The 23,342-nt window shown below is 41.1% G+C and carries 15 protein-coding genes and 1 tRNA gene; 8 read left to right on the top strand and 8 right to left on the bottom strand.

The window, feature by feature from the left end; all coding sequences use genetic code 11:
* Positions 1-52: 52 nt before the first annotated feature.
* The 3 genes from DWW10_RS19760 to rsfS are packed head-to-tail and all read right to left on the bottom strand — an operon-like array spanning position 53 to position 3,382.
* Positions 53-892 (bottom strand): phosphatidate cytidylyltransferase, encoded by an 840-nt coding sequence (locus DWW10_RS19760; RefSeq protein WP_022392713.1) that lies wholly within the window; start codon positions 890-892, stop codon positions 53-55.
* Positions 893-914: 22 nt separating this feature from the next.
* Positions 915-3,014 carry an ATP-dependent zinc metalloprotease FtsH gene (ftsH, locus tag DWW10_RS19755; RefSeq protein ID WP_022392712.1) on the bottom strand — a complete coding sequence of 700 codons (2,100 nt, stop codon included), beginning with the start codon at positions 3,012-3,014 and terminating at the stop codon, positions 915-917.
* Between the two features lie 8 nt (positions 3,015-3,022).
* Entirely contained in the window at positions 3,023-3,382 is a 360-nt protein-coding gene (gene rsfS, locus DWW10_RS19750; protein ID WP_022392711.1) for a ribosome silencing factor, read from the bottom strand.
* 218 nt (positions 3,383-3,600) lie between these two features.
* Between rsfS and DWW10_RS19745 the strand changes: the two genes are divergently transcribed.
* Positions 3,601-3,674 (top strand) — tRNA-Gln (locus DWW10_RS19745).
* Between the two features lie 120 nt (positions 3,675-3,794).
* On the opposite strand, the gene guaA is transcribed toward DWW10_RS19745, so the two are convergent.
* On the bottom strand, positions 3,795-5,102 hold the full coding sequence (guaA, locus tag DWW10_RS19740) for a glutamine-hydrolyzing GMP synthase (protein WP_022392710.1): 1,308 nt from the start codon (positions 5,100-5,102) through the stop codon (positions 3,795-3,797).
* 551 nt (positions 5,103-5,653) lie between these two features.
* Between guaA and DWW10_RS19735 the strand changes: the two genes are divergently transcribed.
* Positions 5,654-6,832: a phosphoribosylaminoimidazolecarboxamide formyltransferase gene (locus DWW10_RS19735; RefSeq protein WP_022392709.1), complete on the top strand. Its 1,179-nt coding sequence runs from the start codon at positions 5,654-5,656 to the stop codon at positions 6,830-6,832.
* Between the two features lie 76 nt (positions 6,833-6,908).
* On the opposite strand, the gene DWW10_RS19730 is transcribed toward DWW10_RS19735, so the two are convergent.
* From DWW10_RS19730 to rsmA, 3 genes are all read right to left on the bottom strand, one after another.
* Complete coding sequence (locus DWW10_RS19730) at positions 6,909-8,765, bottom strand: DUF349 domain-containing protein (protein ID WP_022392708.1); 1,857 nt, start codon at positions 8,763-8,765, stop codon at positions 6,909-6,911.
* A 116-nt stretch (positions 8,766-8,881) separates the two neighbouring features.
* Complete coding sequence (gene mgtE / locus DWW10_RS19725; RefSeq protein WP_085930054.1) at positions 8,882-10,222, bottom strand: magnesium transporter; 1,341 nt, start codon at positions 10,220-10,222, stop codon at positions 8,882-8,884.
* Positions 10,223-10,293: 71 nt separating this feature from the next.
* Positions 10,294-11,109 (bottom strand): 16S rRNA (adenine(1518)-N(6)/adenine(1519)-N(6))-dimethyltransferase RsmA, encoded by an 816-nt coding sequence (gene rsmA / locus DWW10_RS19720; RefSeq protein WP_022392707.1) that lies wholly within the window; start codon positions 11,107-11,109, stop codon positions 10,294-10,296.
* Between the two features lie 160 nt (positions 11,110-11,269).
* Here rsmA and DWW10_RS19715 point away from each other — a divergent pair, with 160 nt between their 5' ends.
* Together DWW10_RS19715 and DWW10_RS19710 are read left to right on the top strand one after the other, a co-directional pair.
* Positions 11,270-12,253, top strand: coding sequence for a lysylphosphatidylglycerol synthase transmembrane domain-containing protein (locus DWW10_RS19715; protein ID WP_022392706.1), 984 nt, complete (start codon positions 11,270-11,272; stop codon positions 12,251-12,253).
* A gap of 131 nt (positions 12,254-12,384) precedes the next feature.
* Complete coding sequence (locus DWW10_RS19710; protein WP_022392705.1) at positions 12,385-13,842, top strand: aminoacyl-histidine dipeptidase; 1,458 nt, start codon at positions 12,385-12,387, stop codon at positions 13,840-13,842.
* A 288-nt stretch (positions 13,843-14,130) separates the two neighbouring features.
* On the opposite strand, the gene DWW10_RS19705 is transcribed toward DWW10_RS19710, so the two are convergent.
* Complete coding sequence (locus DWW10_RS19705) at positions 14,131-17,283, bottom strand: hypothetical protein (protein WP_022392912.1); 3,153 nt, start codon at positions 17,281-17,283, stop codon at positions 14,131-14,133.
* A gap of 211 nt (positions 17,284-17,494) precedes the next feature.
* On the opposite strand from DWW10_RS19705, the gene DWW10_RS19700 reads away from it, so the two are divergent.
* The 4 genes from DWW10_RS19700 to DWW10_RS19685 all read left to right on the top strand — a co-directional run bounded on the left by DWW10_RS19700 (position 17,495) and on the right by DWW10_RS19685 (position 23,101).
* Positions 17,495-18,442 (top strand): tyrosine-type recombinase/integrase, encoded by a 948-nt coding sequence (locus DWW10_RS19700; protein WP_022392913.1) that lies wholly within the window; start codon positions 17,495-17,497, stop codon positions 18,440-18,442.
* A 396-nt stretch (positions 18,443-18,838) separates the two neighbouring features.
* Positions 18,839-22,090: a hypothetical protein gene (locus DWW10_RS19695; protein ID WP_118487246.1), complete on the top strand. Its 3,252-nt coding sequence runs from the start codon at positions 18,839-18,841 to the stop codon at positions 22,088-22,090.
* Positions 22,091-22,460: 370 nt separating this feature from the next.
* A complete protein-coding gene (locus DWW10_RS19690; protein WP_007667031.1) occupies positions 22,461-22,814 on the top strand; it encodes a type II toxin-antitoxin system RelE/ParE family toxin in 354 nt (117 codons plus the stop codon).
* Positions 22,811-23,101 (top strand): helix-turn-helix domain-containing protein, encoded by a 291-nt coding sequence (locus DWW10_RS19685; protein WP_118422437.1) that lies wholly within the window; start codon positions 22,811-22,813, stop codon positions 23,099-23,101. The genes DWW10_RS19690 and DWW10_RS19685 overlap by 4 nt, the downstream gene beginning before the upstream one ends.
* Positions 23,102-23,342: the final 241 nt, after the last annotated feature.

The raw sequence follows: 23,342 nt of genomic DNA, 5'->3' as shown, positions 1-23,342 counted from the left end.
AAGTGTTTTGTGTGAAGCCGGGTGAATGTGAATTCCTCCGGCTTTTTTTATTTTATAACAAGGTCAATACATAGAGGTAGACCACTGCCGCGGGGATTGCCAGTAAAGCGCTGTCGAAGCGGTCGAGCATTCCTCCGTGTCCGGGCAGGATATGTCCCGAGTCTTTAATACCTAACTGGCGTTTCATCAGTGATTCTGTCAGGTCTCCCCATGTGCCGAATATAACAACGATCAATGCCAGTCCTGCCCATTGCCAAACAGGCATGAATGGGAAGTAGTGTGCAAATACAAATGAAGAAGCTATAGAGAACACACCGCCACCGATGCTTCCTTCCCAGGATTTCTTAGGGGAAATACGCTCGAACAAGCGATGCTTGCCAATCAGGGAACCTACACAGTAAGCACCTGTATCGCTCAGCCATATAAATACGAAGATGGAAAGCGGCAGGATAGGGTTATAGGTCACACTGCTTTCTGTAGGGCTATACTGGAAAGCTAATACATTGAGTAATGCAAACGGCAGTGCCACATATAACTGGCTCAGCATAGAAAAGGCCCAATTGCCGATAGGATTCTTCTTTTTTAGATAGAGTTCCGTAATCATCAGGTAAAGCAGTAAAGCCAGATAAGGCAGGAATACCTGCGCTCCGATGGTTGACTGGCAGAACCCCATTACGGCCAGGAAGAGATAAGCACCTCCGAGGGCGGTGATCGTCTTATTGATTTGTACTTCACCGCTTTGGTTTATCAAGTGCCCAAATTCGTGTACGCTCAGTGCACCGATAATGGTGAACAGGATACCGAATGAAAGGGGGCTGTATAGGATACAGCCCACCAATACTACTACGAATAACACACCTGTGATGGCGCGTTGTAAGAAATTGCTTTTCACGGTAATTCCGTTTTTAAGTTCTTTATTCTTTTGCGGGTCCGGGTCGCTCTACAGAAACTTTGGTTCCTTCTGCGGAAATCTTGGTATTACCGGTTTCATTTCCGCTTTCAACATTGTTTTCCTCTTCCGCTTTTACTTCTTTTTCGCTCTTCGCAGCTTCTTTTGCAGCTGCTTCTTCGGCTTTCTTCAGGTCTTCTGATATCTTATTGGCACTGATCTCCTCTGAACGGGAAGCCCAAGGACGTTTTCCAAAGATCTCTTCCACATCCTCTGCGAAGATCACTTCTCTGTCTATCAGTAACTGTGAAAGTCTCTGGTGTCCGTCTTTATGATCGGAGAGTATCTTTTTGGCACGCTCGTACTGTTCATTCACCATGTTCTTAACTTCCTCGTCAATCAGTTCGGCAGTCTTTTCACTGTACGGACGATTGAAAGAATATTCTTCGTTATTGTAATAACAAAGATTAGGCAGTTTCTCGCTCATACCGAGGTAGGCAATCATGCCGAAAGCCTGCTTCGTTACGCGTTCCAAGTCGTTCATGGCACCGGTTGAGATACGTCCCAGGAATAAGTCCTCGGCAGCACGACCACCCAGTGTGGCACACATTTCGTCGAGCATTTGCTCTTTGGTAGTGATCTGGCGCTCTTCGGGCAGATACCAGGCGGCACCCAGTGCACGGCCACGCGGAACGATGGTCACCTTGATCAGTGGGTTGGCATATTCCAATAACCAGGAGATGGAAGCATGTCCCGCCTCATGGATAGCAATGGAACGGCGTTCTGCCTCAGTGGTAATTTTCGTTTTCTTTTCCAAACCACCTACGATACGGTCTACGGCATCGAGGAAATCTTGCTTACCTACGAATTTTTTGCCATGACGGGCAGCGATAAGTGCTGCTTCGTTGCAGACATTGGCGATATCAGCACCGGAGAAGCCCGGAGTCTGGCGTGCCAACAAGTCTACGTCTACCGTATTGTCTATTTTGATAGGACGCAAGTGTACACCGAATACTTCTTTACGTTCGTTGAGGTCGGGGAGGTCTACATGTATCTGACGGTCAAAACGTCCGGCACGCAATAAAGCCTTGTCCAGTACATCTACACGGTTGGTAGCAGCCAGGATGATTACACCACTGTTGGAGCCGAAACCGTCCATTTCAGTTAATAACTGGTTCAAAGTGTTTTCGCGTTCGTCGTTACCACCCATTGCGGCAGCTTTGGCACGGGCACGTCCTACGGCGTCAATTTCATCGATAAACACGATACAGGGTGCTTTTTCCTTTGCCTGACGGAACAAGTCGCGCACACGGGATGCACCTACACCGACAAACATTTCTACGAAGTCGGAGCCGGCCAGTGAGAAGAACGGTACATTGGCTTCACCTGCCACAGCTTTGGCAAGCAGGGTTTTACCTGTTCCCGGAGGGCCTACAAGCAGTGCACCTTTAGGAATCTTACCACCCAGGTCTGTATATTTCTGCGGTTCTTTCAGGAACTCTACAATTTCTTCCACCTCTTGTTTGGCTTCGGCAAGTCCTGCTACATCCTTGAAAGTAACTTTAACAGGAGTTCCTTTTTCAAACAGTTGGGCGCGTGACTTACCGACATTGAATATGCCGCCACCGCCGCCACCGCCACCACCGCTCAGGCGGCGTGACATGAAAATCCAGAAACCAATTAGGAAAGCAATAGGCAGAATCTGCCACAGCACTACGCCGAAGTAGTTCCGCTTCTTTTCGTAATTGATGGAACCGTCGAAATGCTGTTCGTCTCTTTCCTTTTGCAGAAAGTCTCCCAGACTCTCACGAGAGGGGGCTTCGGTAGTAATCATCGGATTCTTACCTACCCGGCTGGAGTCTGCCTGGAATACATTCTTTACATATTGCGGCTTAATGTACGCTTCTACCGAGTTATCATCGTAACCGATGATTTTACTCATATAGCCGTTGCGTACATATTGCTGGAATTCGTCATAAGATATGTTTTTCGTACCTGTACTATTCTCGTTGGTCAGGTACAAGCCCAGAAGCATCATGGCTATGATCATATACAACCAGTTCAGGTTGAACTTGGGCATATTAACCTTATTGGGCTTTTTGTTAGCGTTATTATTATTGTCCATAGGGCTTATTAATCAATATCAGGTATTTTGGTTAATTTGGCGTCGGCCCAGAGATGCTCCAGGTTGTAGAAGTCTCTCGTTTCGGGCAGAAAAACGTGAACCAGTATGTCCGAATAGTCCATTGCTACCCATTCGGCATTGCGCAATCCGTCTATCGCAAATGGTTTACTGTTGGCACCTTTGCGTGTAAATTCCCTTACGGATTCTACAATGGCGGTCACCTGGCTTGGGGAGTTTCCTTGGCAAATGACGAGATAATTGCAGATAGTATCGCCAATTTTAGAAAGATCTGCTATAACTATATTTTTTCCTTTTTTATCTTGTATACCTTCGGTTATTTGTTGAATGAGTTTCTTTGTTTCGTTCATTACTTATTATTAAAATTAAACAGTTGACAAATATACGCTGAATTCTTGTATGAAACACCTAAAAGAGGAAAAGTCTTTTAATTTTTGATTTTTTTTAGGTATATATTTCTTTGGCATACGGCATCTTAGCAGAATTTAGATAAAAAAATACGCGAAATTGTTTTGGATTATCAAATTCTTTGTATCTTTGCAACCGCAAAACGGGAACGACCTGTTATTGGGCTATGGTGTAATGGTAACACTACAGATTCTGGTCCTGTCATTCCTGGTTCGAATCCAGGTAGCCCAACCATTCAAGAAAAGCTGTGAATATAATAAGTTCACAGCTTTTCTTATTTCTCTCCTCTAAATATAAAAATAGCCCCAACTTACAAGAAGCTGAGGCTATCAATTTATCATCTAAAAAGTTTTTTTATTCCCACTCTATGGTAGCGTTGGGTTTCGGAGACATATCATAGCAAACACGATTCACATGTTTTACTTCTTTCAGGATACGATCTGTAATTTTCATCAGGATAGGCCATTCCACCGGTTCGATAGTAGCGGTCATTGCATCAATTGTATTGACAGCACGGATGATAACCGGCCATTCGAAGGAACGGGCATTGTCGCGTACACCAACTGACTTGAAGTCAGGTACCACGGTAAAATATTGCCATACTTTCTTATCTAATCCGGCAATTCTGAACTCTTCACGAAGGATAGCATCAGCCTCGCGTACAGCTTCCAGACGATCGCGTGTGATAGCACCCAGGCAACGAACACCCAGACCGGGGCCGGGGAACGGTTGACGATAAACCATTTCATAAGGCAAGCCCAGTTCGACTCCACAAGCACGTACTTCGTCTTTGAAAAGTTGGCGAAGTGGTTCTACAAGTTCGAACTGAAGATCCTCCGGCAGACCGCCTACATTGTGGTGAGATTTCACCATCTTGGCTGTTTTTGTTCCGCTTTCCACGATGTCGGGGTAGATAGTTCCCTGACCTAAGAAGTCGATTCCGTCCAGTTTGCGCGCTTCCTCTTCGAATACGCGGATAAACTCTCCGCCGATAATTTTACGTTTCTGTTCGGGATCTTCCACACCTTCCAGTTTAGTAAGGAAACGCTCGGTAGCGTCTACATAAATGAGGTTTGCTTTCAGTTGATTACCGAACATTTCTACTACATCTTCGGATTCACCTTTACGCATCAGACCATGATTTACATGTACGCATACCAGGTTGTCACCAATTGCTTTCAGTAACAGGGCTGCCACTACAGAACTATCGACACCGCCGGAAAGAGCCAGCAACACTTTTCTGTTGCCTACCTGACGACGTACCAATTCAACCTGGTCGTTCACAAAGTTGGTCATATTCCAATTAGCTTCGGCCTTGCACGTTTCGAAAACGAAAGGCTTAACCGCTGCTTTGATGGCTTCGATATCATCCGTGAACTGTGGCAGTTTCACTGCACAAGTTGCTTTGTCGTGACCGGCAGCTATCACAGGGATTCCTGCCTCGTAGATGGACGGATTTACATCGATGGCAACACCGTCTACTATGTTGCACGGTCCGCCATTAATAATAATACCCTTTACGTTGGGTAATTTCTTCAGTTCTTCAACGGTTATATCATGAGGATAGATCTCACTATATACACCTAACGCACGGATGGCGCGAGCCAATACCGTATTTTCATGACTACCCAAGTCAAGGATAACAATCATGTCCTGCTTCATCTGATTCTGGTTATTTTTAAGTTATTGTATCGTTAATTATTCACTTTTGTTTTCAAACGGTTTGCAAAGATAAAGATTTTCAGAGAGACTATAATGTATTGATTCTCTAAACTTTCAGAACAGAGTCGCATTTTTTTGCATACAACGATAATTATGAACCCATTGGCGGAACTAATCTCTTAGGGAATGCTAATGAAGTGACCAGTACGGGGATGAGGTAAAGATTGCTAATGACTATTTTTTTGTTAGCTTGTTGATAATCAATTGATAGCATTTACCAATGATTTACTGCAAGATGTAAAAGCATTTACTGCCGTATGTAACGGCCTTTACCCCAGCATGTAACGGGCTTTACATCGGTATGTAACGGCTTTTACCCCGGCATGTAAATGGAGTTACCGTGTGAGGTTAACAAAGTTATCATTTGGGGAAACGGAATTTCCATGAAAGGAAGCAACTGCATGCTTATCCGCGTTGTTGTGGATTTATAATGATTGATTTTGCTTTATATTTAGTAATTTTGCGGCAATTCTATTCAAATAATTAAAACTATGGCAAAAGAGTTAGAACTCAAGTACGGCTGTAACCCTAATCAGAAGCCGGCCCGCATTTTTATGCAGGAGGGTGAACTGCCTATTGAAGTCCTGAATGGACGTCCGGGATATATTAATTTTATGGATGCCTTAAATGGATGGCAGTTGGTGAAAGAACTGAAAGAAGCTACCGGCATGCCGGCGGCAACTTCATTTAAACATGTGAGTCCTGCAGGTGCAGCTATTGGCTTGGAATTGGATGAGATCATGAAAAAGATCTATTTCGCAGATGATCTGCCGCTTTCTCCGTTGGCTAATGCATATGTACGTGCCCGTGGTGCTGACCGTATGTCGTCTTATGGCGATTTCATCGCTTTAAGTGATGTTTGTGATGCAGCAACCGCCCGTTTTATTAATCGGGAAGTATCAGACGGTGTTATTGCTCCGGGATATACGGATGAGGCGCTCGAAATCCTGAAAAATAAGCGTAAAGGTACTTATAACGTTATTAAGATCGATCCGAATTATAGACCGGCTCCGATTGAGCGCAAAGATGTGTTTGGAATCACTTTTGAACAGGGCCGTAATGAAATAAAACTGAATGGCGATGAACTGTTTGCTAATATTCCTACTCAAAACAAGAGCTTTCCGGATGCTGCAAAGCGTGATTTGATGATCGCTCTCATCACTTTAAAGTATACGCAGTCTAACTCTGTATGTTATGTGAAGGATGGGCAGGCAATCGGTATCGGGGCAGGGCAGCAAAGCCGTATCCACTGTACCCGCCTGGCTGGAAATAAAGCCGATATTTGGTATCTTCGTCAACACCCGAAAGTATTGAACTTACCTTGGGTAGAGAAAATCCGTCGTGCCGACCGTGATAATACGATTGATATTTATATCAGTGACGACCATGAAGATGTGTTGGCTGATGGCGTTTGGCAACAGTTCTTTACAGAGAAGCCGGAAGTGCTGACCCGCGAAGAAAAACGTGAATGGCTGGATACACTGAGAGGAGTATCCCTTGGTTCAGATGCTTTTTTCCCATTTGGCGATAATATTGAGCGTGCTCATAAAACCGGTGTGGAGTATATTGCCCAGGCAGGTGGTTCGGTGCGTGATGACCATGTAATTGAAACCTGTGATAAATATGGGATTGCTATGGCGTTCACTGGTATCCGTTTGTTCCATCATTAATAGAACCTGGATATAGATAAAACAATAGAGGCTGCGTTAATTGCTAACACAGCCTCTATTTGTATGTGGGTCTCAATTATTCGGCGCTACGAATAGAATCGTCGATAACTTTAATTTTCTGTTTTACCAACTCAATATCTGCTTTCAATTTTTCTACTTTGCGATTCAATTCCGTCAGCAGGCTGTTGCCTTTTTTGGAAGAAGTCGTCAGGAAACCGAGATTATTCTCGTATGTCTGCAATTCGTTCTTCATGGCATCTGCTGCACGTACCAGTTTCTCACGTTCACGGTAGAGCGACTGCGGACTACCTTCCTGGATATTACTGATATTAGACTTGAAGTTACTCAGTTTCTTATTGGCAGCGCTGATATTGAAATGGTCGAACAACTTATCCACTTGTCCGTGGTATTGCTTGTATAAGCGGTCTTTTTCCTTGAAAGGCACATGACCGATGCTGTTCCATTCCTTCATTAATTCGCGTACCAACTGTGTGGCTTCATTCGTATCCATATTCTCATCAATAGCACCTAGCTTTTCGATGATTTCTTTCTTCTTGTTCAGGTTATCTACTTCAACGGAACGTTGAGAAGAAGTTGCCTTGTTTTTTTGCTCAAAGAAGTAGTCGCAAGCCGAAATGAAGCGCTTCCATATTGCATCGGAATATTTCTTTGCTACCGGACCGATCGTTTTCCATTCTTTCTGCAGTTTGGTTAGCTCGTCAGCAGTTGCTTTCCAGTCGGTGCTGTCTTTCAGAGCTTCGGCTTTTTCGCAAAGGGCACGTTTCTTATCCAGATTCACGTTCATACCTTCTTTCAGGGATTTAAAGAAATCTCCTTTTTTGCGGAAGAACTCGTCACATGCTTTACGGAAACGTTCGAATATCTTTATATTCATCTTTTGCGGTGCAAAACCGATGGTTTTCCATTTGTTCTGCAAAGCAATGATTTCCTGTGTCTTATTATCCCAGGCTGCAAAGTTGGTCAGCTCACTATAGTCTATCGCTTCAATGATTTCACAAATTACCGTTTTCTGATCGAGGTTATGTTGCTCCACCTCTTTCAATGCTTCGAAGTGTTGCTGGTGGCGACGATTTACGGCTGTGGAAGCTGCTTTGAAGCGGTTCCATACCTCGTCACGCAGTTCTTTGGCAACAGGCCCCGTATCACGGAATTCCTGATGCAGTTTCTGTAACTGATGGAATGCTGATACTACATCCGGTTCTTCTGCCAGTTTTTCGGCAGCTTCGCATAAGTGCGTTTTTATTTCCAGGTTCTTCTTGAAATCATATTCGCGGAATTCATTGTTCAGCTTCAGCAGGTCATAGAACTTCTCTACATAGAGCTGGTAGCTCTTCCATAGTTCGTTGACTTTAGCTTGCGGAATCAGTTTTACTTCATTCCACTGTTGTTGCAACTTCTTGAATTCCGTATAGGATTTGTTGGCATCATCGGGTGATTCTACCAGTTCTTTCAGTTCCTCGATTATGGAAAGTTTGATTTGCAGGTTCAGCTCTTTCTGTTTTTCCTGTTCGGCTGACAATGCACCTCTCTTCTCTTTAATGACGGACATGATGTTCTTGAATTCCTCTTCAACAGCATCTGCTGTCGGAATGAAATTCTCTGCTGTTCCCCCGTTTTCGATGAATAGTTTCTTCGCTGCTTCCAGTTCGGCATTATGCAGCTTATAGAAAGCCTGTTTCAGACCATCTATTTCCTGTTTGCCGGCATTTTCCACATCTGCGGAAACCTCTTTAAGCTTAGCCAGGATTTCCTCCTTGTTTAGCTTCTGTATAGCTTCTACCGGCTTTTCTTCCTGCGTTGCTTCTTCAGCCGGAGTTTCGGTCAGAGCCGGCTCTGAAACCTCGGCTGCTTTCTTTTCTTCTTCTAATTCTACCGCCTTTTCGGGGAGATTAGTGTCATGAGTGTCCATCATTGTACATACGTTTTAAGAAACGGTTTTACCCGTTCGGGTTACATTAGGTCACAAATTAATGAAATAAAACAATTACTTCATACTTTTTTCCTGAGTTTTTTTTCTTTTTTCTTGTTTTAGGAGAGAAGTACGGTAATTCCCATATATAACATCATGCCTATGATGTCATTGGTAATCGCAATAAACGGACCGGTAGCGATGGCTGGGTCTACCTTCAACTTTTCCAGAGTCATAGGAACCAGCGTGCCGAAGATAGATGCAAACATAACTACGGCAAACAAACTGATGGAAACGGAATAGGTGACGGTAGCGGTTGCACCGAACCGGGCGAAATTATATATATACACTAATAGAGAAATAATAGTAGCATTGATAAGGGCTACTACAGACTCTTTTGTGACTTGTTTGAAAATATCTTTGGCATCCAGTGAGTTGTTGGCAAGGCCTTGTACGATGATAGCCGAAGACTGGGTTCCCACGTTCCCACCCGTACCACCGATCAGTGGGATGTAGAGTGCCATTTCGGGATGGGCAGCAAAGGTTGAATCGAAGTTGCCTAAAATCATGGAGTTACCAATACCACCGAGCATACCAATAATAAGCCATGGCAGGCGGGCACTCGTCTGACGCATTACGTTATCGTCCGTTTCTACATCCTGGGACAAACCGGATGCTAACTGGTAATCACGTTCCGATTGTTCACGCACTTCGTCCATGACGTCGTCTACGGTGATTTGTCCTACTAACCGTCCGATACTATCTATAACGGGAACAGCTACTAAGTCGTACTTTTCGATAATCTGTACCACATCATCCACGGATGTGTCGACATGCACAGAAATCGGGTCTTTCCGCATCACGTGCTTCACCTTTGATACGGAAGGGGAGGTAATCATCTTTTTCAGCGGGAACACCCCTTGCAGGCGGTTTTCATCGTCAATGACGTAGACGTAGTAAATTTCATCCAACTGTTCAGCTTGCTGGCGCATCTCTTTCAGACATTCCGGCATACTCCAGTTCTCATTCACGACTACCATTTCCGTACCCATCAAACCACCGGCGGTGTCTTCATCGTACTTCAACAAGTCTACGATGTCTCCTGCCTGTTCAATGTCTTCAATGTGCGAGAGAATTTCTTCCTGTTTCTCTTCATCCAGCTCACGCATCAGGTCTACGGCGTCGTCCGTGTCCATGTAGTCCACGAAGCGCTTGGCAATGGTTTCAGAAGGAAGTATTTCAAGGAATTCCTTACGGACATCCTCATCCATTTCCATCAATACGTCTGCTGCGGTTTCATTATCCAGCAAACGGTATACGAACCGTGCTTCCTCCGGGCTCAGATCATTGCACAGTTCTGCAATGTCCGCAGGATGTAAGTCTATCAGGAGCGCTTTGACGTTTTCAGCGTCTTTTTGCTCTATGAGGTTTTTGACGTTGTCAATGTATTCTTCGTCCATTTCCATAATCTTCCTCCTCTTGCTTTAATGATTATTTATCAGCGTAGTGCTGGAACTCTGCCTGCTAAATATCATTCATTGGTTTCATTACTTTTTTCTCTAATCTCTTTCAAAGCCTGTTCAACCCGGTTGGTCAGATCTATGAATTGTTGTACCGATAGTTGCTCCGGTCGTTTATTGAATAAAACATCTTCCGTCAGTGGGCAGTCTTTGCCAAGTATGGGTTTTATCGAATTTCTCAGGGTTTTGCGGCGTTGATTGAAAGTGGTCTTCACCACTTGCTTGAATAGTTTTTCATCGCAGCCAAGGTCTTGAGTCTCGTTTCGTGTCATGCGGATGACAGCGCTTTTCACCTTAGGCGGTGGGTTGAATACATGCTCATGTACGGTGAAAAGATATTCCACACGATACCATGCCTGTATTAATATGCTCAGAATGCCGTATGTTTTGCTTCCGGGGCCGGCAGCAATACGTTCGGCTACTTCTTTCTGTATCATACCGGTGCAACAAGGTATCAGTTCCTTATTGTCCAGCATCTTGAAGAAAATCTGGCTCGAAATATTATAAGGGTAGTTTCCTGTCAGTACAAAAGGCTGCCCGTCGAACAAGCGTTGCAGATTCATCTTCAGGAAGTCATCTTCGATGATGTTATCTTCCAGGGACGGGTATTCTTCACGTAGATAGGCAACAGATTCATAATCCAGTTCTACTACTTTCACCGGACGTTCTTTTTTTACCAGGAACTGGGTTAATACCCCCATGCCCGGACCCACTTCCAATACAGGAAGCCCGGGACATACGTCTACGGTATCGGCTATGTCCTGCGCCACTTTCAGATCCTTCAGGAAATGTTGGCCGAGAAACTTTTTAGGCTTTACTAGTCTCATTTATCCACTAAATCATTACTGTTGCACTCTCTTTGCTTTGCAAATATAGGCCGTACTTTAGCGTCAAAAATAAGCAAGCTTCTTTTGTTCTGCTTCCTATTTGCACTATCTTTGCAGCTCGCAAAGGTAATCCTTTTCGACGAAGAATAACGAATTCTGCATGAATAAACTATTAAAAAAGACATTGAAGATCCTTTTGCCGGTCGCTTTGGGCGGTTTTATCTTGTATTGGGTGTATCGAGATTTTGATTTTGCACGCGCCAAAGAAGTACTTCTGCATGGAACGAACTGGGGATGGATGCTGTTTTCTTTATTTTTTGGTGTGATGAGTCATGTGTTTCGTGGCTGGCGGTGGAAGCAAACACTTGCCCCGCTTGGTGCTTATCCCAAGTCGGGTGATTGTGTAGATGCTATCTTTGTTTCTTATGCAGCTAATCTTATTCTTCCTCGGGTAGGAGAGGTTTCCCGTTGCGGAGTACTTGCCAAATATGATGATGTTTCTTTTGCCAAATCGCTTGGAACAGTGGTAACGGAACGTCTGATAGATACATTGACCATCCTTTTGATTACCGGGATTATTTTTCTGATACAGATGCCTGTTTTCCTTCGTTTTTTTGAAGAAACGGGTACCAAAGTTCCTTCGCTGGTGCATCTGGTGACGTCTCCCTGGTTTTATGTTGTTCTTTTTAGTATCATTGGTGTATTGGTATTACTCTATTTTCTTCTGCGCATGCTTTCTTTCTTTGAGAAAGTAAAAGGCGTGGTGTTGAATGTATGGGAAGGGGTGATGTCATTGAAGAGTGTAAAGAATATACCACTTTTCATTCTCTATACCTTACTTATATGGATATGCTATTTCTATCACTTCTATATCACTTTCTATTGCTTCTCTTTTACTGAGCATCTGAGCTTTCTGGCAGGCTTGGTGATGTTTGTGGGCGGCACTTTCGCAGTTATTGTTCCTACTCCCAATGGTGCAGGCCCCTGGCACTTTGCTGTTATTACCATGATGATGTTATATGGTGTCAATGCTACCGATGCAGGAGTTTTTGCGTTGATAGTGCATGGTATACAGACATTGCTGGTCATTGTACTGGGTATTTATGGATGGTTGCATCTGTCGTTGGTAAATCGGTCAAAATAGATTCGCTAATGTAGGGTTCGGGTGTTTCTTTGCGCTTATTGTAATGTTAGTTTTTCACAGGAAAAAGTTTAGGTTCTTGCATAGTTTGGGAATAAAAATGTATATTTGCGAAAACTAACTTTTAAAATGTTATGAGTACAATCTTGCAATTAGCTCCACAGAATGTGTGGAAGCATTTTTATTCGCTGACTCAAATTCCCCGTCCGTCCGGACACATGGAGAAGATAACCGAGTTCCTTGTAGACTTTGGAAAAGGCTTAGGTCTGGAATCATTTGTCGATGAAATAGGCAATGTTATCATTCGTAAAGCTGCTACTCCAGGTATGGAAAACCGCAAAGGCGTCATTCTTCAGGCACACATGGATATGGTGCCCCAGAAGAACAATGATACTGTTCACGATTTTACAAAAGATCCTATTGAAACCTATATCGATGGCGATTGGGTGAAAGCTAAAGGTACTACATTGGGGGCAGACAATGGTCTGGGTGTTGCAGCTATTATGGCTGTGCTCGAAGATAACAGTCTGAAACATGGTCCGCTGGAAGCCTTGATTACGAAAGACGAGGAAACAGGCATGTATGGTGCTTTCGGCTTGAAGCCGGGTACACTGAAAGGTGAAATCCTGTTGAACCTTGATTCTGAAGATGAAGGCGAATTATATATTGGCTGTGCCGGTGGTATCGATCTGACTGCTACATTGGGATATAAAGAAGAAGCACCTGCTGCCGATCTTGTAGCCCGTAAGGTTACTTTGAAAGGTCTGCGTGGTGGTCACTCCGGTCTGGAGATCAATCAGGGTCGTGGAAATGCTAATAAGCTCTTAGCTCGCGTAGTGCATGATGTCTTGATTGAGTTTGATTCTCAGTTGGCAAGTTTTGAGGGTGGAAATATGCGTAATGCTATTCCTCGTGAAGCATGTGCTGTATTGGTGTTTAATCCTGAAGATACGGAAGGGCTGGAAGATTATATTAAGGAATATGAAGCACAGATCAATGCGGAATACGCTCCGATTGAAAGCGGTATCACTTTGACTATTGAATCTGTTGATCTTCCTGCGGCTATTGTTCCTGCGGAAATTCAAGACAATATGATTAATGTATTGATGGCTTGTCAGGATGGCGTGATGCGTATGATTCCTACTGTGCCTGATACAGTGGAAACTTCTTCTAATCTGGCTATTGTTATTATTGGTGGTGGCAAAGCAGAAGTTCGCATCCTGGCACGTAGCTCTTGCGATACAATGAAAGAATTTCTGGCTGACAGCCTGACTGCTTGTTTTGCTATGGCTGGTATGAAGGTGGAATTAAGCGGAGGTTATTCGGGTTGGCAGCCTAATGTGGATTCTCCTATTCTGCACGCCATGAAGTTGTCTTATAAGCAACAATTCGGTGTAGAACCGGCAGTGAAAGTAATTCATGCAGGTTTGGAATGTGGTATTATTGGTGCTAACTGTCCGGGATTGGATATGATTTCCTTCGGACCTACATTGCGCTCTCCGCACTCACCGGATGAACGTGCATTGATTCCTACAGTTTCCAAGTTCTATGATTTCTTGGTAGCTACGTTGGAACAGACACCGGAAAAGTAATTAGGTTCTATTATAAGGAAGGCGGTGAAAATGCTTAAGCATTTTCACCGCCTTTTTCTTGTTCTGTATTTGTTTATTATAACGTATACCCTTTTTTCTTTTTGAGTAGTTGGGGGTGAATGGCTATAAAAAGAGTGAGGCTGTCTCCCACTGGGGACAGCCTCACACAACAACATTTTACTTTTCACGATGGTGAAAAAAAGGACTATTCTTCACAGAGTAGTTGTTCTATTTAAAAAAAGTATGCCCCGAAGGACATACTCTTTTTATTTAGTATCTAATCTTTATTTAGTTACCAGGAGTTCCTGAGTTAGGAGCTACAGTTACTTCATAAACATTGATCAAAGTCTTCCACTTGTAGCCATATTCAACCGGGATAAACAGCTTGTATGCCTTGTTAACCGGAGTACCGCTATAGTTGTAATAAGTCAGAACATCTTTCAATTTGCCATCAACAAGTTTCTGTTCGTACTTAATCTCAACGTTTGCAGGCAAGCTACCTTGAGTGTAACCTTCAACAGGTTCCAAGTTACCACCTTCAGGTTTCAAGTTAGTCTTGATCTTAGTTACATCCAAAGTGCTAGAACCAGCTACCAACGGCCAACCTGCTTCTCTTACTTGGTAGAACTCATACAGTTTTTCTGCTAAGTCACCCTTGCCAGTCTTAGCAACAACCTGGTTGTTGTCATTCCAAGAATAGTAAGTGAATGCATCAGTTACATCAATTGTACTACCTTCGTTCTGAGCATCGATGAAGTTCTTAATTTCACCCTTCTTAACCTGCAACGGTTCGATGATGTTAGCTTCATATTGCTTAACTGTAGCTACATTCTTACCATTACCACAGATGTCAGCAACCAAGTTGATAGGAACAAGCTTACCAACCAATGCTTTAGCAGCTTCTGTCGGCTGATTAGTAAAGTCAGTAACAGGATGAGCAGGAACAGCTTCTTCCAACTTAATGTTGTAAGTTTGTTCAGCTGCGTTCAACAGGTTAGCTGCATGGTTCACAATAGTTGCAGCCAATTGACCATTGATCCACAATTCAGTATCATTGTTCTTCAACGTAGCTGTGTATTCTTTACCGTCTTTCCAAGTATACTTGTAGTTAGCAATTCTTGCCTTGTCAAATACAAATCTTACACCCAGATCATTGTAATAGATACCATTAGAGTTAGCTCCCATAGTAGCACCAGCTTGTGCAGGACCGAAAGAAGGATAGTAGAATTTCTTACCAGCTACATTCTTGTCAGTGTAATATACTACACCTGCAGCACCGTCAGTCGGTTTCTTATATCTGTCATCCAAGAAGCCATTCAACAGGTCAGTATAGATGTTACATGTTGGGTTAGTACCTGTAACTACGTTCCATGCCGGGTTAGATTCCTTAGTACCGTAAACGATCGGGTTGATGTTGAATACTTCATATACCTTGTCACCCTTCCAGTAAGTACCCATATGGCCCCAAACGTTCAGAGCAGGCATGTAGATAGTTCTTGTCATTACAACTGTAATGTCAGCATTGATACCCTTAGGATCTTTGTAAGTCACAGTCTTAGTGAATGTCTTTTCTTGCTGAGTAGGCCAGAATACGCCCAGATCAGTTTCAGACAATGTCCACAAGATATTGTGAGATTCAACACCTTCTTCAGGATTAGCGATATCTATAGCTGTACCAGCACCTGTACCATCTACGAACTGAGTATAGATAGAATGGAATTCATTCTTAGTCATACCACCAGTCTTAGCCTTGTCATAGATCATTGTATTCATCATTTCTGTATTAACACGGTTTTCAACAGTGCAATTGAACAGAGTAGGCTGGAATGGAACAGACAGAGTCTTACCTTCCATAGTCCATTTAATCTTGATATAACGTTGAGCGATCAAAGCGTTACCGTTTTGAGTATCGATCAAAGATACGCAAACGATAGGCTCACGACCTACAGCTGTAGCTGATTCAGGGATGTTATATACTTTAGATGTCATGATACCATTTTCAGGAGAATCGATTTGAGCAAACTTCTGTTGGTCAGTTTTGTTTGTATTATCGTTCTGCGGAATGTAAGCAGCATTAGCCAGACGGAAACGGAATGCCAAACCATAGTCAGCATAGTTATCCAAACCTTCATGTTTGCTATGATCGTTATTGATATCGCTTACACAAACTTTCACCAATGTCTTCAGATCAAGAGCTTTGTCGTAGGGCTGATAAACATCAATCAAAGAGTTTGCATCAGACTTATACAGACAGATAGAGTCATGATAGTGAACATAGAATTTGCCGTTAGCATCAGTCTGAGTTTCATCAGCAAAGTTACCAGTAGTTGTCTTGCTGTAATCAGTTCTCATGTTAGTAAGGTAAGGCAACTTGATAAGTTCCTCGATACGAGCATATTCAGAGTTTACATAAACACCATCAATCTTACCAGCTGCAAGATCCTTAGCTTCGTCTTCTGTGTAGTTAGCTTCTGCAATAGGAGCTTTCAAAGAAGCCATATAGAATGATTCCTTAGTACCAGTCGGATTAGAAGTCTTAAGCTGTGTATTCAAGAAGCTCTTTTCTTTCTTGAATGTAACTTCCAATACACCCTTTTCGTTGATACTATATCCAGTAACTTCGATAGGCTTATTGTTAGTAATTTCAACACCTGCTCTGGTTATGATGTTTTCAGACTTCAAACCGTCGAATGAAGGCAATTTGATATCTTGAGTACGAATACCTACACTCGGACTTACATGGAAGTAAGCTTTGTTCTTTTCTGTAGAAATATAACGAACTGCAGAACCATTACCAGTATGGTCAAGAACTGGAGTAGTTACATGTACACCTGATTCATGATCAGCTACTACTTGATACTTCTGCGGAGTATATTGCAAAGTAGTGAAAGTGATAGCAGCGATACCATTAATATGAGTAGTCGGTATTACAGCCAGACTAGTCAAACGGTGACCGATCAATTTAACTACTTCATCAGTCAAAGTTTGAACCTTTGTAGATAAAGCTTGCAACTTCTCATCAGTAACAAAGTCTGCTTCGAGCTCTTTTTTCAGAGCAGCAACTTTTGCTGTTACATCATCCAAAGAAGCCAATTTGTCGATTTGCTTTTGCAAATCAGACTGTGCTTTTTCCAAAGCTGCTTTCAGAGCTTCGATTTCTGCAGATGAGCCCCCTTGTCCAGCTTTGTCCAATGCTTCTTGAGCTTTGGTCAGTGCTTCTTCTGCTTTTGTCTTAGCAGCAGTCGCATCAGTCTTAGCTCCATTGATGGCAGCCTCTAAAGCACTTACCTTAGAGTTCAATTCATCAAGTGAAGCTTTCTTGTCCAGTTGTCCCTGCAGGTCCTTGATGTCATCATCGTAGTCCTTACAAGACGTGAACGTTCCTGTAGAACCTACCATTAAAGCTCCGAACAGGATTGCACTTAGAAATTTTTTGTTCATAATAAAAAAACTTTAAATTTATAAATTTAAAAAAATAAAGAATAATAAAAATTCATTTGTAAATCCTCACCTTTTTAGCGCCGTTACTTTATAGGTAACGGCATAAAATACCGTGCAAATATAATTGATTTTATATAATTGTGCAAATAAAGCTGTTTTTTTTGTGATATTCATTAAAAAAAGAGTAATAGTATTCAAAAAACATTCGATTATGAAACAAAAGTTATTATTGGAAATGCTATCCACCACCATTCAGGAGCTTCGTGCTAATGGTCAATGGGGCACTGCTCACGTTTATCGAAGTGCCCGCAATTCTTTTTCTACATTTAATAATAATAAGGATATACCATTTTACAAATTGGATCCTAACTTATTAAAAAGCTTTGAGATATATCTTCGTCAACGCAAATGTAGCTGGAATACGGTTTCTACTTATATGAAAGTATTAAGGGCTATTTATAACCGAGCAGTAGACAATGGATATGCTTTATATGTTCCACGACTTTTCAAGCATGTGCATACAAGTGTGTGTGCAGATCAAAGGAGGGCCTTAGAGGTTTCTGATATAGGGAATCTGCTTTGTGAAACAGAAAAAGCATCCACGTGTGGTTCTTTACCTATAGAGTTGCAAACTACGAAGAACATATTCGCACTCATGTTCTTACTACGCGGTATTCCGTTTGTAGATTTGGCATATTTGCGTAAAGCAGATATTCAAGGTAATACTCTAAGATACCGTAGGCGAAAGACCGGACGTTTATTGACTGTAATGTTGACACCTGATGCTATGAAACTTATACGTATAGTAGCTAAAACAAAGCCGGAATCTCCTTATCTTTTTCCCTTTTTATCAAGCCCAGAAGGTACAGAAGCTGCTTATCATGAGTATCAATCATCCTTAAGGGTGTTTAATTATCGATTATCCCGATTAAAAAAATATATTAAAACTGCCGCCCATCTAAGTTCCTATACTATTAGGCATACATGGGCAACAATGGCATATTATTGCGAAATACATCCAGGTATTATATCAGAAGCGATGGGGCACTCGTCTATCAAAGTGACGGAAACTTACTTAAAACCGTTCCAAAATGAGAAAATAGATAATGCTAATTCGCAAGTTATCTCTTATGTGAAAGAATACGCAAGTATTGTTTAGAGATTTATTAGAATAATAATCGGTTTTACGTTCACCCCGGGGAATAATATTCTTCGGGCATATTTTTGTGTCCCTACTCTTCTAATGTTTTTTTGCGTCATATTGCTCAATATTAATTAATTGCATATTCTATCCAAGTATTTTAGCTTGAAAACCTCTTTGTTTTCTCTTTTTTTGCCAATGTCAACATTATCGCAGTCTTCAAAATTTACAGAATATATCAATAGCTAATGGCTAAAAATTATGAGAAGTTACATTTCTTAGAAAAGGTTAAATCAATTATTTGATTTAGACTCTGTTACCTATAAAGTAACGGTTTTAAGAAGGTGAGGTTTTACAAATGAATTTTTATTATTCTTTATTTTTTTAAATTTATAAATTTAAAGTTTTTTTATTATGAACAAAAAATTTCTAAGTGCAATCCTGTTCGGGGCTTTAATGATTGGCTCTGTAGGGACATTTACGTCTTGTAAAGACTATGATGACGACATCGAAAGCTTGGACAAGAAGAGCAGTGACTTGAGCTCACAGCTTACCGCTTTGCAGACAGCTTTGGATGCTGCTAAAGCTGATGCCGCGGCAGCAAAGTCTACTGCTGATGCTGCTAAGGAAGCTGCTGCCACTGCAAAAGCAGAAGCTATTCAAGCTGCTATCGACAAGGTGAATGAGTTGATGAAAAATGCTCCTACAGCAGAAGCAGTAGCTGATTTGGCCTCTAAAATTTCTGCAATTGAAACAGGACTGAATAAGTTAGTTGGAGCAGATGACGTCAAAACTGCTATGGAGCAACTGAAAATTCAATTAGATGCTCTTAAAGGCTACAAAGCATTGATTGATGCCAATTCTTCTGAAATTGGAAAGATTAATGACGCTATTGCAGCTATCAATGAAACATTAAATGCAGCAGACAAAAGCATAAAGGCTGTTGAAAAGAGTTTGGCAGATATCTCTGCACAAATTGCTGCTATTAATGAGGACTTGGTTACAATCTTGGGAAAAGAATTGAGAAGTATTGTTTTTTATCCAGATTTGTATACTGACGGTATTGAGTCTACTGAATATCCGTTTGCTTTGGACGTATATTTAGATAGTAAAGCATTGAGCGCTGCCAGTACTGGTAAATACGATGACGGAACTACACCTTATAGTATTCTTGCAAAACAGGTGGTTTCATACTCTCCTACTACTGCAGCGTGGGAATTTAACCCAACTATGACCGCATGGTATCATATGAATCCATCAAGTGCTGTTATTGACAGTAAAGATCAATTAAGCTTTGTTTCCAGAGATATTGAATCTATCACTCGTGCTGCTGGTAATGAATCTGTAGCAACACCGGCAGTTCAAGGTTTTGATATAAAAACAAAACCGGGTATGTTAGGTGTACAATATACAGCTATTGGTAAGAAGATAAGCGCAGATAAAGATTTGGTTTCTGCAATGGCACTTCAAGTAGATATAAAGAAAGCTGAAAAAGACACTACTATCACTTCTGATTATGCAGTTCTTTACCCGGCTAAGATTACAGCTGAAGCTATTGCATATAGCCAAAAAAATATCAAAGCCGTTAACTGTGTCAATACAGATTTTGATCAAGTTTATGAGACTGCGCAAGACGCTATCGAAAATGCTCCGACTTTGAAAGTAGAATATAATGGTGCTCTTGAATTAAAAGATTATCTTGCAATTCATTATAACCGCAGTAATGCAGCGTTAGGTCTTACAGATACAAAAACCGCTGGCGAGCATAAAGTTTGGGCTTATGGTGAAGAAGCTACTTATAACTTGGAGTACAAATATTCACTGGTTGAATATACTGTAGGTATAGCTAATACCCAAGTTCACAAGTATGGTAATGTAAATGAATCAACCGGTCATTTTGAACCGCGCTATGTTGATAGCAATGGTAATTCTATCGCTTCTGATGGTACTACTGGTATCTCTGCTGTAGGCAAGAAACCTGTTGTAAGAGTTGAAATTATTGATAAGACCACCAAGAAAGTGGTATTAGGTGGATTTGTGAAGATTCTGATAGCTAAGACTGTTGAACCCATTATTGCTAATCCATTTGATATGGGAAAAGCTGCGTACATTTGTGAGTGGACTAGCAAGGCAATAACTTGGGCACAGATGTCAAATCAATTACTTGAATTAGCTGCAGTTTCATCTAAAGCAGAGTTTGAAAAGCAATATGAGCTTGATAAGATATATCAACAAATAACCAGACCCGACGGATATACGAATGATTATTATGCAAATATCTATGTGAAAGAAAACGATGAATTTGTTCGTATGGATGGTTTGGCTAAGTTTAATAAAGACAACTACTATTATGGATATATCGAAGAGTATGGTAATATTCAAGGCGTAGCCAATGATGAAATTCATTGGAATCTTACTTTAGCTCAACGAAATCGTATTCTTGCAGCCAATGACAATCATCAAGTAACTGTATACTTACGTTACAAGCCAACTGCTGATTTGAATGAAGAAGGTGGCCTGCCAAGTATTTATGTTCCGTTGACACTGCAAGTTGTTAAACCTCAGGCTAATATTGAAAAGAAGATTGCTGAATACTGGTATTCAGATAACAATACTGATGCTTTCAATAAGGAGACTAGTACTTATCAACGTTTGAATGTTCCTTACCCTAAGGATAATGGTAATTCATTAAATTATATTGTTGACCTTGATAATGCTTTCGAGGTAAATAGCTTACTTCATTTTAATGCTATTAAGTTTGATTTGACTAATAATACCAATGATCTCTTTAAGGGTAATTGGGCTAATGAAAATGGTGACTATATCCAGTACATCTATTACTTCGACGAACCAATCGTTCCTGCTGCAGCTCGTGAACTGACTATTAATGGAGCGAAGTTCAAATTACAATCTAGAAGCAATGGAGGTACTCAGAATGTTTTAGTTGTAAATGGTGTAGATGTTGCTACTATCAGTCAGAATTATCTCCCACTTGTACAAAGTAATGGTGAATTGACTTATAGCAATAATACAACTTCAAAATTATTCTTGAATGCTATTAGCCATGACAAGAAATACAAGAACTCTGAGTCTAACTATGCCAAGGTTGGTATTAAGGCGTTCAATGATTGTGATATTGTTCTTGGTAACTGGAAAATGAATGCTCGCTTCTTGCGTCCTATTGATGCAGATCCTGTTGCAGGTAAACAATTTACTGATGCAGAAGCAAATGGTTCTGTAGTGAAGATTGCAGATCTGTTAAGCTTTAGAGATTGGCGTGATGTTTACTTTGTAACTTCCGATTACAAGAATGTTTGGTTATTCGCTTATTATGGAGTACAAGGTGTTGACGTTAAGATCAGCGAAATTACCACTGATATGAACGGTCATGATATCAGCAAGGACAAGTTAAGTGGTGTAACTACACAAGTAAACTTCTCTCAAGTTGGTAGTAAGACATTTAATCTTTCTGCTTACAATGCAGCTTCATCCGGTACAGTAGCAACTTACAATGCAATTGTTGCTGCACTCGGACAAATCAAATATGAGAATAATGGTAACAATGTGAAAGAATTCAATGTTAGAATTCCTATTGATGTTACTTACGATTGGGGTACTATCCGTTCTTATGTTGATTGCAAAGTAATTAATACAATGGGTAACTAATTATCTTTAGAGAAGGAAGGTACAGTTCCTGGATATTGTAATTGATCCAGTTAAGTAATAACCTAATTTCTTCTAAGTAATTTCAATAAGAGGTTGTGTCAAAATGCTGGCACAACCTCTTTTTCTTTCCCCCATGCAAACCGTTTTTATGACTTTTCTATAAAGATACAACATGACGTAAGAGAACTTAAAAACTATGTAATAAAACCAGATGAAGCAGAAAAGACACAGATGTATTGCTGTGACTGGGGGAAGGAATCTTACCTTCCTGTCAATTTACCTATTTTGCGTGAATGTTAAACACAATGCAATATTAAAAAAGTATCTTGTTTTTCTTGCATGCATGTAATTTATAAATTACCTTTGCTCTATGAAAGTTAGAGAAGTAGTAACATATAAAGGCTATTTTGATGAGTTTTTCAAGCAACAACCGCAAAAGGTTCGTGATAAAATCATCAAAGTATTAGATATTATCGAGCAGATAGACCGAATACCCTTGACGTACCTAAAATACATTGAGGGGACTAATGGGTTATTTGAGGTTCGTGTACAGCTTGGCAATAATATATTTCGTATCTTTTGTTTCTTCGATGGTAACAAGTTGGTAGTTCTATTAAGTGGCTTTCAAAAAAAGACCCAAAAAACACCTTCCGAAGAAATAAAAAGAGCTGAACGCCTGATGACTGATTATTACGAAGAAAAAGGAAAGGAGACATTCAAATGAATACAAAGACATTAGATCAGATTAAAGATGAATATTACGGTAAAGTCGGGATGCCGGAACGGGATCGGCTCGAACGAGAACTTGTGGCTTTGCGCATCGGTTTCAAAATACGAAGTGCCAGAGAGAAATTGGATTTGACACAGGCAGAACTTGCAAGTCGTATTGACAAGAAACGAACATTTATATCAAAAGTCGAAAATGATGGGGAGAATATTACTCTCAAAACATTGTTTGATATTGTAGAGCGTGGACTTGGCGGTAAACTTAATATTGAGGTTCAGCTATGATATTTTAATTTAAAAAAGGTAACGCTTCCACTAACAATGGGAGCGTTACTTTTTGCTTAGACATTTCTCTCGCTTTCATATTTTCACTTTTCTCCTTTGGGAAGATAACTTGTAGGCTCAAAATGCAAGATTGCTTAAATGGGCTGAAATCCACCTAATTCTAAATGCCATTTTCCCTTCTCTATAAAGAATAGAATTTCATATTCATGTTCATTTTATATATATTGCACGATGAAATTAT

Source organism: Bacteroides intestinalis, from assembly GCF_003464595.1.
GTDB classification, from domain to species: Bacteria; Bacteroidota; Bacteroidia; order Bacteroidales; family Bacteroidaceae; genus Bacteroides; species Bacteroides intestinalis_A.
The sequence above is the reverse complement of the archived record's forward strand: the minus strand, read 5'-3'. Positions and strand labels throughout refer to the sequence as shown.

Coding starts and splice junctions, on each gene's coding strand:
- ftsH (WP_022392712.1), bottom strand. CDS start 3,014: ATGGACAATAATAATAACGCTAACAAAAAGCCCAATAAGGTTAATATG.
- rsfS (WP_022392711.1), bottom strand. CDS start 3,382: ATGAACGAAACAAAGAAACTCATTCAACAAATAACCGAAGGTATACAA.
- guaA (WP_022392710.1), bottom strand. CDS start 5,102: ATGAAGCAGGACATGATTGTTATCCTTGACTTGGGTAGTCATGAAAAT.
- DWW10_RS19735 (WP_022392709.1), top strand. CDS start 5,654: ATGGCAAAAGAGTTAGAACTCAAGTACGGCTGTAACCCTAATCAGAAG.
- DWW10_RS19730 (WP_022392708.1), bottom strand. CDS start 8,765: ATGATGGACACTCATGACACTAATCTCCCCGAAAAGGCGGTAGAATTA.
- mgtE (WP_085930054.1), bottom strand. CDS start 10,222: ATGGACGAAGAATACATTGACAACGTCAAAAACCTCATAGAGCAAAAA.
- rsmA (WP_022392707.1), bottom strand. CDS start 11,109: ATGAGACTAGTAAAGCCTAAAAAGTTTCTCGGCCAACATTTCCTGAAG.
- DWW10_RS19715 (WP_022392706.1), top strand. CDS start 11,270: ATGAATAAACTATTAAAAAAGACATTGAAGATCCTTTTGCCGGTCGCT.
- DWW10_RS19710 (WP_022392705.1), top strand. CDS start 12,385: ATGAGTACAATCTTGCAATTAGCTCCACAGAATGTGTGGAAGCATTTT.
- DWW10_RS19705 (WP_022392912.1), bottom strand. CDS start 17,283: ATGAACAAAAAATTTCTAAGTGCAATCCTGTTCGGAGCTTTAATGGTA.
- DWW10_RS19700 (WP_022392913.1), top strand. CDS start 17,495: ATGAAACAAAAGTTATTATTGGAAATGCTATCCACCACCATTCAGGAG.
- DWW10_RS19695 (WP_118487246.1), top strand. CDS start 18,839: ATGAACAAAAAATTTCTAAGTGCAATCCTGTTCGGGGCTTTAATGATT.
- DWW10_RS19690 (WP_007667031.1), top strand. CDS start 22,461: ATGAAAGTTAGAGAAGTAGTAACATATAAAGGCTATTTTGATGAGTTT.
- DWW10_RS19685 (WP_118422437.1), top strand. CDS start 22,811: ATGAATACAAAGACATTAGATCAGATTAAAGATGAATATTACGGTAAA.